14 protein-coding genes are annotated in these 15,249 nt (G+C 44.3%); 7 read left to right on the forward strand and 7 right to left on the reverse strand.

Going from position 1 to position 15,249, the window contains the following annotated elements; genetic code table 11:
• Nucleotides 1-216: 216 nt before the first annotated feature.
• From FIV04_RS22840 to FIV04_RS22865, 6 genes are all read left to right on the forward strand, one after another.
• Complete coding sequence (locus FIV04_RS22840) at nt 217-567, forward strand: phasin family protein (protein WP_004738385.1); 351 nt, start codon at nt 217-219, stop codon at nt 565-567.
• A gap of 64 nt (nt 568-631) precedes the next feature.
• Complete coding sequence (gene phaC / locus FIV04_RS22845) at nt 632-2,389, forward strand: class I poly(R)-hydroxyalkanoic acid synthase (protein WP_152470738.1); 1,758 nt, start codon at nt 632-634, stop codon at nt 2,387-2,389.
• A complete protein-coding gene (locus FIV04_RS22850; protein WP_152470739.1) occupies nt 2,389-2,787 on the forward strand; it encodes a MaoC family dehydratase in 399 nt (132 codons plus the stop codon). The genes phaC and FIV04_RS22850 overlap by 1 nt, the downstream gene beginning before the upstream one ends.
• A 542-nt stretch (nt 2,788-3,329) precedes the next feature.
• A complete protein-coding gene (locus FIV04_RS22855) occupies nt 3,330-3,659 on the forward strand; it encodes a hypothetical protein (protein ID WP_152470740.1) in 330 nt (109 codons plus the stop codon).
• 98 nt (nt 3,660-3,757) lie between these two features.
• Complete coding sequence (locus tag FIV04_RS22860) at nt 3,758-4,627, forward strand: DUF2971 domain-containing protein (RefSeq protein WP_152470741.1); 870 nt, start codon at nt 3,758-3,760, stop codon at nt 4,625-4,627.
• Between the two features lie 411 nt (nt 4,628-5,038).
• Nucleotides 5,039-5,656 carry a hypothetical protein gene (locus FIV04_RS22865; RefSeq protein ID WP_152470742.1) on the forward strand — a complete coding sequence of 206 codons (618 nt, stop codon included), beginning with the start codon at nt 5,039-5,041 and terminating at the stop codon, nt 5,654-5,656.
• Between the two features lie 155 nt (nt 5,657-5,811).
• Here the strand turns inward: FIV04_RS22865 and FIV04_RS22870 are convergent, their stop codons facing one another.
• The 5 genes from FIV04_RS22870 to FIV04_RS22890 form a co-directional block, all read right to left on the reverse strand.
• Nucleotides 5,812-7,107, reverse strand: coding sequence for a TRAP transporter large permease (locus FIV04_RS22870; protein WP_032550772.1), 1,296 nt, complete (start codon nt 7,105-7,107; stop codon nt 5,812-5,814).
• A complete protein-coding gene (locus tag FIV04_RS22875; RefSeq protein WP_152470743.1) occupies nt 7,104-7,634 on the reverse strand; it encodes a TRAP transporter small permease in 531 nt (176 codons plus the stop codon). The genes FIV04_RS22870 and FIV04_RS22875 overlap by 4 nt, the downstream gene beginning before the upstream one ends.
• Before the next feature lie 15 nt (nt 7,635-7,649).
• On the reverse strand, nt 7,650-8,654 hold the full coding sequence (gene dctP, locus FIV04_RS22880; RefSeq protein ID WP_152470744.1) for a TRAP transporter substrate-binding protein DctP: 1,005 nt from the start codon (nt 8,652-8,654) through the stop codon (nt 7,650-7,652).
• Nucleotides 8,655-8,735: 81 nt separating this feature from the next.
• On the reverse strand, nt 8,736-10,226 hold the full coding sequence (locus FIV04_RS22885; RefSeq protein WP_152470745.1) for a CoA-acylating methylmalonate-semialdehyde dehydrogenase: 1,491 nt from the start codon (nt 10,224-10,226) through the stop codon (nt 8,736-8,738).
• A gap of 14 nt (nt 10,227-10,240) precedes the next feature.
• Entirely contained in the window at nt 10,241-11,560 is a 1,320-nt protein-coding gene (locus FIV04_RS22890; protein ID WP_152470746.1) for an aspartate aminotransferase family protein, read from the reverse strand.
• Between the two features lie 151 nt (nt 11,561-11,711).
• Between FIV04_RS22890 and FIV04_RS22895 the strand changes: the two genes are divergently transcribed.
• A complete protein-coding gene (locus FIV04_RS22895; RefSeq protein ID WP_152470747.1) occupies nt 11,712-12,650 on the forward strand; it encodes a LysR family transcriptional regulator in 939 nt (312 codons plus the stop codon).
• Nucleotides 12,651-12,794: 144 nt separating this feature from the next.
• Here the strand turns inward: FIV04_RS22895 and FIV04_RS22900 are convergent, their stop codons facing one another.
• Both FIV04_RS22900 and FIV04_RS22905 read right to left on the reverse strand, forming a co-directional pair.
• Nucleotides 12,795-13,220 carry a hypothetical protein gene (locus FIV04_RS22900; RefSeq protein ID WP_172974312.1) on the reverse strand — a complete coding sequence of 142 codons (426 nt, stop codon included), beginning with the start codon at nt 13,218-13,220 and terminating at the stop codon, nt 12,795-12,797.
• Between the two features lie 30 nt (nt 13,221-13,250).
• Nucleotides 13,251-15,206 carry an alkyl/aryl-sulfatase gene (locus FIV04_RS22905; RefSeq protein WP_152470749.1) on the reverse strand — a complete coding sequence of 652 codons (1,956 nt, stop codon included), beginning with the start codon at nt 15,204-15,206 and terminating at the stop codon, nt 13,251-13,253.
• Between the last annotated feature and the right edge of the window lie 43 nt (nt 15,207-15,249).

The following is a 15,249-nucleotide window of genomic DNA, read 5'->3' on the forward strand; positions in this document are numbered from 1 at the left end:
ATCCACCTACCTCTTTGGAGTTTGAGCGTTCAAACAAAAAATTCAAACAAATGTTTAAATTCATCGATTTTTGGAGCGATTTTCCACTCATTTAACAGGATGACTTTCGCTTTGATCTTGATCAATATGTTAACTGTTGCGCAACATTTCGAACGATAACTTGCATTAGAAGTGAATACTCACTTCCCCCATTTGCTTAGTACAAGGAATGAAACTATGTCTACTCAGGAAACCTTTAAAGCCTTCACTTCACAGCTAGAGTCTGTAACTAACCCGTTCTACAACTTCAATCAGCTAGTGACTAAAAACATCGAGACACTGACCAAGATTCAACTTGATAGCCTACAAGCATACAGCGCGCTTGGTAATGAATCTTTGCAAAGCCTCGCTTCATTAAAGCAGCCACAAGACATCCCTGCTTACGGCTCAAAACAGATGGAAGTCGCGAGCAAAATCTCACAGCAACTAATGGAAGATAGCCAAAAGCTGACCCAACTTGGTCAAGATTTTAAATCTGCCGCTGATGAGCTAACGGCTTCTGCGGTTAAAACTGCGAAAAGTGCTTAATTTATTGTTTGTCGGTTAATGGCGAAGCTCAACGGTAAGCATCACTTCTTACAAGGATGTCAGAATGGAAAATAAATCGCCCTTTGAAGGTATGATGGATCTTATGTCCCAATATGGGCAAGCATGGATGGACAACCTAGGTCAGCCAACACAATCCACATTGATGAAAACCCAATCAGAAGACTTTACAAAGTGGGCAAACTCAATGGTGCAGAACCCAACCAATATGGTTGAGCAGCAGATGAATTGGTGGACACAACAGGTCAATTTGCTCAACGATTGTATTCTTGGTAATCAAGCACAAACCAAAGAGACCGATCGCCGCTTCCGTGACCCTTCTTGGAACGACACACCGCTTTATCGCTACATCAAAGAGAGCTACAAACTCGCCTGTGACAACATTCAGCAATCAGTAGAAAACAGTGAGGGTTTGGATGACGAGACCAAAACGCGCCTCTCATTTTTCACTCGCCAGTACCTCAATGCCATGTCGCCAAGTAACTTTGTTGCGACCAACCCCGAGATACTCAAGCTGACCATGGACAGTAACGGCGAAAACCTTATCCAAGGAATGAAGCAATTTCGTCAAGACTTGGAGCAAAGTGCTGACATCCTCAACATTCGCATGACGGATAAGAACCAGTTCACCTTGGGTGAAAACATTGCTTCGACACCAGGGAAGATCGTGTTCCAAAATGAGATGTTTGAGCTGATTCAATACAAGCCAACCACAAAGCAAGTCTATAAACGCCCGACACTGATCGTGCCACCCTTCGTCAACAAGTATTACATCATGGACGTTAACCCTGAGACCTCTTACGTGAAATGGTTAGTCAGCCAAGGTCACACGGTGTTTATGATCTCTTGGGTAAACCCGAACGCACAAATGCGAGATGTCGACTTCGGCAACTACGTTACTCAAGGCGTATTACCCGCGCTTGATGCAATTGAAAATGTCACTGGTGAGCGTGAAGTCAATGGCATTGGCTACTGCATTGGTGGCACAACCTTAGTCGCAGCCATGGCTTATCTTTCAGGTAAACGCCGCAAGCAACGTATTAAATCGGTCACTCTGCTCACCACCATTCTCGACTTCACTAAACCCGGTGAACTAGGCGTGTTCATCAATGACCCAATCATCAGCAGCATTGAAGCGCAAAACAACCAACGCGGTTATATGGACGGTCGCCAAATGGCGGTGTCATTCAGTCTGCTCCGTGAAAACAGCCTGTATTGGAACTACTACATCTCCAATTACTTGAAAGGCGAAAGCCCAATGGCGTTTGACCTGCTTTACTGGAACTGTGACAACACCAACGTGACTGCCGCGACTCATAACCAACTACTACGTCAGTGCTATCTTGAAAATCGACTCGCCAAAGGCGAACTGGTGATTGATGGCGTGACTATCGATTTGGGTAAGGTTAAGTCACCAGCCTACTTCCTATCTGCCATTGATGATCATATCGCCCTGTGGGATGGCAATTTTGAAGGCACTAAACTATTAGGTGGAGACAACAAGTTTGTCCTCACCGAGAGCGGGCACATTGCTGGACCAATGAATCACGCCGACTCAAATAAATACGGCTTCTGGACCAACGACAATAACGACCAAGCGCCTTCTCAATGGCTTGCTAGTGCCGACAAACATCAAGGCTCATGGTGGGCGCATTGGCAAACTTGGGTTGATGAGCGTAACTTCTCTGAAATGATTGAAGCTCGTGAACTTGATGGTGAACTCGACGCGCCAGGTGAATACGTGAAACAACGCATTCAAGATGTCATCGCACAAGAAGTAGAATTGGAAAAGGAGTCCGCATAATGAAGCCAGAAATCGGCCAAGCTGCCACCATAGAAAAGACCCTGGATAAACAAACCGTCGAAACGTTTGCGAGTGTCTCAGAGGACTACAACCCAATCCATTTAGATGAAGATTTCGCTAAAACCACGCAATTTGAGCGCCCAATCGTACATGGCATGCTGGCATCTAGCCTTATCTCTGGCCTATTGGCCTCAAAAGTACCCGGAGCTGGCAGCATCTATTTAGGGCAATCCTTGAAGTTTGTTCGCCCTATCTTTGTAGGCGAAACCGTCACAGCCAAAGTGGAAGTGACTAGCGTACGCGACGACAAACCCATCGCAGTGATATCGACTCAGGTATTGAACGCGAACGGTGAAGTCGCAGTCGACGGCGAAGCAACGGTGATGTATTCAGTTTAGCCACTCAAACGCAAAGTTAAGCTCTACATTCAGCGCATCTGGTTGGTTGAAAAAACGATCAATGGGTGCTGCTGGATGGCTTATGCCAAGTCATACAAACTCATTTCCAAATATCGACAGCGCCCTGTTCCTATTTAACATTTGAACTCATGCCACAGTGTTTAAGAGTTTTCCTCTACCAAGACTCTCACGCCTTTCTGATTCTATGCTCCTAATTTAATTATCATGAGTTTGATGCTTTATTTGGGCCACTTTCTAAATTAAAAATGGCGTGTCTAGATGAGTTCTAGTCTAGCTTTATCAGTAAATGTTTTTATAAGTTACTGCTTATTAGCCAGTTTGCGTTTTTCACTTCTTGGATAGCGCACATTGATAAAAAGCGATAGCTAGCAGGCATGTATTTGTGTGATGTAAGAATACACATATCGATACATTCTCTTTAACTTTTAGTTATCTATGATAAATTGCACGAAAGTCAGGCAAACTAAAAACGAGGATGCCTGTTATTAAGAATGTTATACGCAAATTGAGAACATCGATCTATGAACTTTAATCAAGCTTTTAAAATTGTCTCTACATGGATCGACGTTTACACAGATGGAATTGCTGAAGTATCAGAAGTCATAGATAAGCCTTATGGTTGGATATTTTTTTATCAATACAAAGGTTTCGACCCTAATGACATTTCAACTTATATGGGCGGCAATGCGCCAATCATATTTGACCGAATAGATGGTGAAATTAGAGTTACGGGCACTGATCAGCCTTTAGAATTTTACCTAAAAAAATACGAAGATACTCTACCTGAAACTAGGCTTTTGATGTCACCTGAGGTTTCTAACTTTATTAGAAAATTTAATAGCATAGAATAGAACAATTGAAAGTCTCGGCCTGGGTTTCCAATACTCCGGTTTCTATGTGTTGGTCGCCCATTATCTCTATGTTATACATCTAATTGAGATTCATAATAATGCCCAAGAATATAAGAGTTTTTAAATTTAGAGCTGGAAATGAGAATGATCTTGATTCATTTTTCGAAGATTATTTGTGGTTCTCAAGTTTATCTGCCTTAAATGATCCTTATGAAGGATACGCATCATTTTCAGTAGAAGGTATTGATGATGATTTTCGTGAGAAGTTTTTAGCATCAGTTTTCTCAAAAGAACCAAATGACTCTATTTCTCCTGAGCAAGAGGCTAAGGCTTATCGAGAAGAATATGAGAAGGACACTGGTGTAAAGTTCTCAGAATATGTTGATTCAAAGGCTTCTCAGAGAGTAGAAAACTATTATGATGAGCATAAGAATGACTTCAAAATACTTTCACTTTCCCTAGCCAAAGATAATCATCAACATCCTGCACCTTTAAACAACATGCTGATGTGGTCACATTATGCAAATGGATTTAAAGGTTTTTGTGTTGAGTATAACTTTGAAAAACTCAAAGCTTCAATTGAACAGAAAAATGGTATCAAATTGGCAAATTCACTTATAAAGTACGCCGAAGATGGGAAGCTACCGATTGTAAAACTTAAAACATTCATGCAGTCAATTATTGATGGTTCACGAGAATGTTCGTATGAAATATTAGAAGCATTCACCCGCAAAGAGCAAAGCTGGTCTTATGAAAATGAAGTACGATTTATCTCAGAACAAGGCGGTAATAAGCTGCTCTATGATCCATCTTGCATTAACGCAATTTATATAGCAGAAAAAGCACCAAGTTGGCTGAAAAGCAATCTGATGTCAAATGTTGTCCTAAAGAAAGCAAACATCAAAATTTATATTGTTGCTCTACATTCAAGTGAGTATAAATTCGGGTTTCATAGAGTCGATGCATAACAAGCGCTTCAAGCCTACCGCCGACGCGTGATAGTTTTGGTTTGCAGTACTAATCGTATATGAGACGCAGATGTTGTAGTGTTTTGGCAACCACTTAAGCAAGTGTTAATACCCTAAAGGGCAATTTAAGTGAATCATCAGACTTGCAAAAAAGTTTCAACCTTAAATAGGAATGTATCCAAAAGATATATCTCTGACCTAGAGAGCCAATTGCTCTTTCTTGGTCAAAGGGTAGCTAGTTGAGGCTTCAAAGAATACTTCTTTAATTTTGCTCAATAAAAGATTCGTAAGGAAGCTCTTCACGAGCTAAACGTAACTCACAACACTTGGAACTTTTACTATGCGTTGCGTTCAATAGTTAATAGGACATTATTCAATTATAAACAGAACAACACACCACTGAAGACAATAATGAATAATTTATCAATATTTTGCGCTGATGTTGGCTCGATAAGTGCGAAAAAGTTTGGCTGGGCAGCCAAAATCTCTGCCCAACGTGAACTCATTACAGGCACAGAAATTGAAGACTTTGCAAGGCAGATATCTGAAGCTATACATAGAAATGAAAAAGTCGCCATCGGCTTTGAATGTCCGCTTTTTGTTCCAATGCGTAAAGAGCCTAAAAGAGTAAACTCAGCAAGAAATGGAGAAGGTAATCGTAGTTGGAGTGCTGGAGCTGGAACTGGAGCGCTGGCAACAGGTCTGGTTGAAGTTTTATGGGTTATGAATACGATAAGTGAGACTTTAGGTTACGCTCCGAAAGCTGAGTTCTCGTGGGAGCGTTTTCAGGCCAATAACGGTATTTTCTTATGGGAAGCTTTCGTTACAGCTAGTGCAAAGGGCTTGAGCCATGCCGATGATGCAGTTATTGGCGTTAATGCATTCATTAAATCATTAGTTGACTTTGAAGCTAGCAATGCGATAAGTGAGTCATCAGTATTATCTCTTGTAGGTGCAGCGGCATTAAGAGCAAAATGGACAACTGATATTGAAGTTCTTAGTCTTCCATGCCATGTAATAAAAGCATAAAGAGACCATCAGATCTTAATTTGAAAACGCCTCCAAAAACGGAGGCATTTTTGTATCTAAATCTCGAGTCGTCTGAGTAGTAATGCGTTAGATACCCTTTCGCTAAAAACTTGCTCAACACATGCGCCCAAGAATCGCTTTCGTATTTCAGCTTATTAAAGCAGTACGCTTGGCAGGTACAAGGAAAGACTCGGGATGAAGGTTACGATGAGCACCATAGGCAGATGCCCAAGCAGAATCAGCTTCATGGTTGGTTTAATGTATTTGTCGAGCGAGAGCTTAGCCACTCCCCCAGCCATGAACAGCATAGGCGCGCACGGTGGTGAGATGTTCCCCAATCCTAAGTTAACGCCAACGATAGCAGCAAAATGAATCGGATCGATGCCTAGTGCCTTAATGATTGGCAGGAAAATAACCGCAGCAAGAATACTGCCGGAAATATCGTCTACTATCATGCCTATCAGCATCAACAACACATTGATCAATAAGAGTAATACCAATTTGTTATCGCTAATCTGCAGCAACGCATCCGCGATCTGATTCGGTATTTGCTGAAATACCATTGCGCGACTCATAACAAATAGAAAGAACAACACTGCGATAATGGATCCTGTCATCGCTACTGAACTGACAGTAATATCCATTAGCTGTTTGAAGCTGATACCTTTGTACACCATGAGGCCAATGACAACCGAGTAAACCACAGCAATAGAGGCTGCTTCCGTCGGTGTCGCCAAGCCACTGTATATGGTGCCTAAAATAATGATTGGCATAAGAAGAGCGAACGTTGCTTTTCTTCCCGTTTGTTGGATATTTTGAAACTGAGCTTTGTAAGACTTGGGTTTATGTACTTGGATACCCTGCTCATTTCTCAAGATGAAGTGGTTGAGTACGCAGTACCAGAGAGCGAGTAACAGCCCTGGAACTATGGTAGAGAGGAATGCCGCTCCCACAGAAATACCGCTAGTAATCGAGAAAATGATCATAGGTATAGATGGTGGGATCAGTAACGCCAACACCGACGAACAGGCAACCAAACCAGTGGCGTGCCCTTCTGGGTAGCCCTCTTTGACCATTCGTGGAATCATGATTTTGCCAATGGCTGCGATGGCGGCCGTCGAACTTCCTGAAATAGCGCCAAACAGAGTACAACTGATCACGGTCACAGCCCCCAAGCCGCCTTTGATACGCCCAACAAACGCATTAATGAAGTTGAGAATACGTTCAGAGATGCCACTTTCGGCCATAACAAAACCGGAAAAGATAAACAATGGCAACGCTAACAGTGAAAAGCTAGCTACGGTGTTGTAACCATGCGGCAGCAAGAACGAGATGTTACTACCGGTGATATAAGAAAAGAGTAGTGCGCCTACCCCAAAAGCAAATGCGACAGGGACACCGATAAGCAGCAGCACGACTGTGACTGCCATTGCGAGAATAAATAAGGTCATGATCTGTCCTCCGGTTTAAACAGTTCGCGAACGTCACGACCAATATCGAGTAACAAATAGAGCGAAGAAAGGACGAAGCCAAACACCATCGAAGAAGACCACACCCAGCGAGGCCACGCTAGGTTGGTGCTTAACCGCCCCCTGTCATAAATTTTCATCACATATTCCATAGCAAGATAAGAGAAGAACATCAGTGCGCTGAGAGAGACAAGATATCCAAACAGCTTAATCAGTTCGATGGTCCTTGGATTGTCGACGATAAGATGAATGACTCCCCCTGTGATATGCTCTTTCGTCTTAGTTGCGTAGGCCATACCTGAAAAATAAACCCATACCCCAAGTAACAATGCGACTTCTTCGATACCAGTGAATGGAGAATCAAACACGTAGCGCAGGATTACTTGAAAGAACATCAATAGTGACAAGCTAATAACCGAGCTAATCATGATGAATCGCAACAACATTTCTAAGAAATCACACACGCTGTAAAAAGCAGGCACATCACGCTGTGCAAGAGAGTCGTTCATAATTGCCTCACATCACTACTTCTGAACACCGGAGACGGAATAGACTTGATCCATGATGTCTTTACCTACCGTTTTCTCCATACTTGGCCATTCGTTGCTGTAAATACTGGCCTTCGCTTTATCCATTTGCGCGTCAGTAAGTGAGACTACTTTGATGCCCGCTCCTTTTACTTTCTCCAGGTAATCAGCATCAATTTGTTCTGCTTTTTGCCAAACAACTTGCATGGTTTTATCAGCCGCTTGTTGCATCTTGTTGCGTTCTTCGTCTGGCAATCCGTCCCACCAATCTTTGTTCACCAGAAAGAATCCTTGCTCAAAGTAATCTTTGGTAAGAATGTAAGTCTCTAGTACATCACGCATTTGCCAGATTTCGATCGAAGGACCAAATCCACGGCCATCAATCACGCCAAGTTGAAGAGAGGTGTACAACTCACCATAAGGCATAGGTACCGCTGAGAATCCCCAGTCTGCAAAACGGTCAACCGCGACAGGCACATCGACCGTACGAATTTTCAGCCCTTTGGTATCTTCTGGGAACTCGACAGGCACTTTCCCTACCCCTTTTCGGATAGCCATAGAACCAAAACCCGTCGGTACGATGCCAAGTGCATGAAGGCCAATATCAGCAAAGATGTCATTGTAGATATCGAGCATCCCACCTTTCAGACCATAGATCTGTTTAGCGCTGTTCCAATCGTCGGCAACGTAACCGAGCCAGGTCAGATCTAGGCGTTTATCGAACTCAGACGCACCAAATGAAATGGTCATCGGGATCACCCCATCAACCGCTTGCTCGAACTGAGACTGCCAATCACCGAGATCGCCCCCAGAGTGATATTGCGGTGTGTAATCAGAGCCTGTTTCCTTAAGCTCTTGCATGAACGTCTCAGCAGCAAAGTTAAAAATGTGGTCGTTTGGATAAGCTTGAGCCAAAATGAAACGCTCAGCGGCTGCGTTAAATGCCACACATGAACCGATCGCTGCGAGTGCTACTGACTTTAATAACTTGTTAGTTTTCATAGTTCCTTCCTTGTCAAAAAGACGGCTTAATAAGGCATTAAGCCGGTAGAAAGATGAGTTAGAACAACTCATTAGGGAAATTTAGCTTGGGAATGAGTACTTGATACCTTCACGCACACCGGAAGATGGCCAGCGTTGAGTGATGGTTTTACGATCGGTGTAGAAGCGAATAGCATCTGGCCCATAGATACACAGGTCGCCAAATCGCGATTGCTTCCAACCACCAAAGCTGTGGTACGCCACAGGGACAGGTAGAGGGATATTAATGCCGACCATGCCCACTTTAATTTCGTCACTGAAGTAGCGCGCCGCTTCACCATCTCGGGTAAATAGACACGTGCCGTTGCCGTATAGGTTGTCATTGATAATTTGCACGGCTTGATCCATTGACTCAACACGAATCACTTGCAGCACTGGGCCAAAGATTTCCGCTTGGTAGCTAGTCATTTCTGTGGTGACATGGTCAATCAAAGTCGCGCCGACGTAGTACCCTTCCTGACATCCAGCCACTTGGATGTTGCGTCCGTCGACAACAAGGCGCGCCCCCTGCTCAACCGATGACGTAATATGCTCTTCGATACGTTGTTTGTGCTCTTGACTGATAACCGCACCAAAGCTGTTCTCTTTCTCGGCATAGTGGCCAACTTTGATCGAGCGCATCTGCTCTGTCAGTTTGGCAATCAGTGCGTCTGCAACTTCATCTCCAACCGCCACAGCAACGGATAGCGCCATACAACGCTCACCAGAGGAACCAAAAGCAGCTCCAATCAATTGGTCCACGGCATTATCCAAATCGGCATCTGGCATCACAATCGCGTGGTTTTTTGCACCACCCAATGCCTGACATCGCTTGCCATAACGCGCGGCTTCTTGATAAACGTAATGAGCAATCGGTGTGGAACCTACAAAGCTGACAGCTTCCACTCGTGGATCTTCTAGCAGTGCGTCTACCACCAGCTTGTCGCCATTTATCACATTGAACACACCATCTGGCAGGCCCGCTTGTTGAAGAAGCTGAGCTAGGAATAGCTGCGCTGAAGGCACGCGTTCAGAAGGTTTGAGAATAAAACTGTTGCCGCAAGCAATCGCCATCGGATACATCCAAAGCGGCACCATCGCCGGGAAGTTAAATGGCGTGATGCCTACCACGACCCCAAGCGGTTCAAATTGACTCCAAGAATCAATTTGGCCTGCAACATCTTTACTGAATTCACCTTTAAGCAGTTCAGGAACCCCGGCAGCATACTCAATATTTTCAATCCCGCGGATCAGCTCCCCCATCGCGTCATGGCTTATCTTGCCGTGCTCTTTACCTATCAACTCGCATAGTTTCTCTGCGTTGTCTTCAACCAACACTTTAAATTTAGCGAAGATCTGTGCGCGTTTTGCTGGTGGGGTTTTACGCCAGTCTTGTTGTGCTCGCTGAGCAATGGTGATGACTTCATCGACCAAGGCTCTATCAGCCATTGCCAACTTAGACTCCACTGCTCCTGTTGATGGGCAGTCGACATCTAAGAAATTCTCACTGGTTTCTACCACGCGTCCATTAATATAGTGACCAATAATGTTCATTACCTTCTCCTTGTCTATTTGTTCTCAATGCTTTCGCCTAGTGCATTAACCAGTCGATCAATCTCATCAGGGGTGGTGATAAATGGGACGCCCAGTTGAACCGTATCGCCGCCATATCGTAGGTAGAACCCTTTATCCCACATGCGCATCGCCGCTTCGTAAGGTCGTTTTACTGGTGAACCGTCTTTATGTGTCAGGGTAATTCCGGCAGCTAATCCGTAGTTGCGGATATCGCTGATGTAGGGAAGATCACGCAGAGAGTGGACCGACTCTTCAAACAGAGGAGAGAGGCTATTCACTCGTTCCATGATGTTTTGATTTTCGAGTTCGTCGAGCGTGGCCATCGCAGCAGCACACGCAACCGGCGATGCGGAATAGGTGTAACCATGAGGGAATTCAATCGCGCTGATATCGCCACTGTTTGCCATGAAAGCGTCGTAGATTTCACTTTGGCAGATCACAGCACCCATCGGAATAATCCCGTTGGTTAACTGTTTCGCTGTGGTCATAATGTCTGGCGTGACACCAAATTTCTCTGCGCCACTGTAAGCACCCATTCGTCCGAATGCGCAGATAACTTCATCAAAGATCAATAAGATATTGTTCTTATCACAGATCTCTCGAACCTTTTGCAGGTAGCCCACAGGAGGTGGCAACACGCCCGCTGAACCCGCAACAGGTTCGATGATCACAGCAGCAATATTGCTGGCATCATGCAAAGCGATCATTTCATTAAGCTGCTCAGCTAAGTAAGCCCCTTGAGCTGGTAACCCTTTTTGAAACTCGTTACCGGGAATGATGGTGTGTGATAAGTGATCGGTATCCAAGCCTTGCCCATAAAGTGCCTTGTTGCCAACGATGCCACCAACACTCACTCCACCAAAATTCACACCGTGATAGCCTTTTACTCGGCCGATGTACTTGGTTTTGCTCGCCATACCTTTCTTACGCCAGTATGCGCGCGCCATTTTCAGAGCCGTATCGACAGACTCTGAACCATCATTGGTAAAGAACACTTTATCCAAACCTTTAGGCATCAAGTCTGCAATCCGTTCAGCTAACTCAAATGCAGTGGGGTGACCAAATTGAAACGAAGGGGCGTAATCTAATGTGGCCAATTGCTTGGTTATGGCTTCATTAATATATTGATTGTTATGGCCTAAGCCACAAGTCCATAAACCAGACAGCGAATCGTAGATCTTGCGATTGTTTTGATCGGTAAAGTAACAACCTGATGCAGAAGTCATTAATCGCGGATTACTTTTGAACTCACGATTCGCCGTAAACGGCATCCAGAGAGAATCCAACTGATTCGGGGTGAGTGCTCCATTCATGTTAACGTTCCTTTTTATCTGCCGTTACGACATGTAGCCAAAACAGCAATTAAACAAAGTAGTAACATCTACTTTACATACCGCCTTGCTCGCATTAAATTGCATTTACCAAAACGTAAGTTTGCTTATTTCAAACTAACTAGAGATAGCAATGGCTAAGAAAACGATTAATCAATTTTCCCACTCTGATTTACGCCTACTGAACATCTTTAAAGTGGTGGTTGAGAATAATGGCGTTACACCGGCCCAAGACGTACTAGGCAAAAACAAAGCAACCATCAGCATCGCGCTGTCAGATTTAGAAACTCGATTTGGATTTTCCCTGTGCCAAAGGGGGAGAGGCGGCTTCAAGCTAACACCTGAAGGGGAAGTGATTTATCGTGCCTACTTGGCCCTGCATGAAGGGATTGATAACTTCACTAATGTGATCAATTCCATCGATGAAACTACCCGTGGCGAGTTACGTATTTACATCGACGACAACTTTATTAATCACCAAGAGATGCTGGTCACCCATACCTTACAGAAGGTCAGCCAAAAGTTTCCCAACATTAACCTGTACCTCACGATGGGAAGCAGCCAAGCTGCGAAAGAGAAGCTCAGTCATGATGAAGTCGACATTGCCGTCATGCAGAGGACAACGCCTGACGCCGGGTTGACCTATCTCGACCTTTACAAAGAAAAAGAGTATTTGTACGCGTCAAGCAACCACACCATCTTCAGACGCAGCTATCTCGACATCAGCAAAACGGATATCTTGCAGCTCCCGACAATACAATCGAACTATTCTAATGGTGTTGAGTGGTCGCGTTATAACACCAAGGCGACGACCGATGATAAAGAAGCAACGGCTTTCTTGATTTTGACTGATGAATTTACTGGCTACTTGCCAAGCTTCTACGCCAAACAATGGCTAGACAGCGGTCGAATGAAAGCGTTAAGACCACAGGACTTTAACAATCACATTGATTACTGCGTCGTGATGAAAACAACACGCTGCAACGAACTGCTCATCAAAACCTGGCTCGACTGTTTTGATGATATATTGAGGGAGAAAGGCTACGTCACAAACTTTGAGGCTTTACGTTAAAGTTATCAAGATAGAACTGATTAGTTTATAAGAGCTTACTTCTTAGATGATAAGCAGATAACAAATGAAGCTACCCAAAAGAGTTGGTAGCTTCATCATTTTAGCGGCGTAAATTACGTCCATATAAGCGCAGAAGAATAAACATTATTTAAATTTGGCCACGCCCAGTTCCAACGCATCTTGATAGGATATCTCCCCCGTTACAATACTAGATAATGCAGCTGCAGATAAAATAAGGACCCTCTCCTTTTGATTGGGTTTGGTTACATGAACTTCTAACTTGTCCGCTCTTTTCTTGGCCCACAAGTGACTATCGATAACGTATAGGTAAGTATCATCCATCGACTTAGTGTTCAGGCTTTTTGCTAGTAGCTTTAGCCACCAGCTGGTTTGTTGCAAACCGGGAATTCCCTCACGTAAGGTCGGCTTCGTGATAGTCCCTTCACTCAGTTCTTTGTGTGTGGCAAGTGCAACATCAAACGCACCAGGGTAACTTTCCGTGAAAGGATTTGTGAACACGCCGTCAAATGTGCAAGCCCTTAATGGGCCTGCACTTAACGACAGGCACATAGTGAAGACTATTGCTATCGTTCTCATCGCTTAAGGCGTCACTATGTTAAACCAGAACTTAAAGCTATCCAGCATGCCCATAAATTCCTTGAACACTTCAGAGTCGCCCTCAATCACCAAGTCACCGTTCGCAACCGCACTCTCCAACGTCACTTGTCCCAATTGAACATCATCCAACGTTTTCTTAGACAAGATTAAGCTCACATCCGGTTTTGTCTCTATCTCACGAGAATAATTAAGCACCGAGTTTTCCATCGACAAAGTGTAAGCTTCTTCCAAGTCGGTAAACGTTATGTTGATAGAAAAGTCCTTGCCTTCCGCTTTTTCTGGCAGGATTCGTACCGATAGGTAGTCAAACAACATTTCTGGAGGCATGTTTTTAATAATGTCTGGAGACGCAGTCGTTAGCCCGCCAGATTCAGGAGTACCGTTACGAAGTTCATAAGCTCCCTGCAAATAAACCGAACGCCAAGGCCCAGACTCCGCTTGATATCCTAGTTGCTCATACGTATCGGCTAGTAACGCTTTACCCTTTTTAGACTGAGGGTTCGCGAACACAACATGCTTTAGTACCTCAGCAACCCAGCGATAATTTCCTTGGGCAAAATCGGCTTGGGCTTTTTCCAACACGGCTTGCTCACCGCCCATATAATCAACATAGTTTACGGCTGCATTTGTTGGCGGTAGATTGTTCAGATCAGAAGGGTTACCTGTGTACCAGCCCATATAGCGTTGGTAAACCGCTCGGCTGTTGTGACGTAACGTGCCGTAATAACCACGAGTTGCCCAGTTCTCTTCCAACGATTTTGGTAACGTGATTAATTCAGAAATCTCTTCGCCCGTATAGCCTTGGTTCATCAAACGGACAGATTGATCGTGGGTAAACTTGTAGATATCTCTTTGTTTCTTAAAATAATCTACGATGTCTTGTTGTCCCCATACTGGCCAGTGGTGGCTTTGGAACTTAACTTCAACCTCATCCCCCCACATCTCAATCGTTTCATTCAAGTAACTCGACCACTTCAACGCATCACGCACTTGAGCACCACGCAAAGTCAGGATGTTATGCATGGTGTTCGTGGTATTTTCTGCCATCCACAGCGCTTTTTTCTCAGGAATCCACGTATTCATTTCAGTCGGCGCTTCGGTGCCCGGTGTGTACTGAAATACCAACTTAACGCCATCCACCACTCTCTCTTCACCTGTTTTTTCGATGAAGTCCGTTGGCTCAATTAATGTGGCTAACCCTGTAGAAGTGGTTTGGCCCAAACCCCCATTCACCCCACCAAACTCATTTCGAGGTAATAAGGCGCCATACATGTAGATCGCGCGGCGTCCCATCGCATTACCGGCAATAACATTTTCCGATACCGCGTGCTCGGTGAATCCATGCGACGCGATAATCTCAACCTTACCCGCTTTCACATCTTTCTCATCGACGATCCCACGCACACCGCCAAAATGGTCTAAATGGCTATGACTATAGATGATTGCGGTAACTGGTCGCTCACCCAACTCCTGGTTGACGAACTCCAATGCCGCCTTTGCGACTTCCTGAGAAATGAGTGGATCAAATACAATCCAACCTTTTTTCCCTTCAACAAAGGTGATGTTTGATAAGTCATAACCGCGAACTTGGTAAATGCCATCCGTTACCTTGAACAAACCATTGATCATATTCAGCTGCGCATTTCGCCACAAACTTGGGTTCACGCTATCTGGCGCGGCTTTGTCCAAAGAGATGTACTTTTTATAGGACTCTAAATCCCATACAACGTCACCATTTTCATTTTTAACAGTGACAGTGTCCTGAACAGCGATTAAACCTCGCTGGGCATTCTCAAAGTCTTCTTTGTTGTTAAAGGGTAAGGTTTGTAATACTTTTTGGTTGGCCGCGATGGTTGCCTTTGAGGCGGGTTTAGAGTCATTAGCGATTGCGCCAGTCGACAACGTCAATATCACTAAAGCAACTACATTCTTGTTCATATATCAATCCCTTATGAGTTAAGTACGGGTAGGTGTTCTGCCC

It is taken from the genome of Vibrio sp. THAF190c, assembly GCF_009363355.1.
GTDB lineage: Bacteria > Pseudomonadota > Gammaproteobacteria > Enterobacterales > Vibrionaceae > Vibrio > Vibrio fortis_A.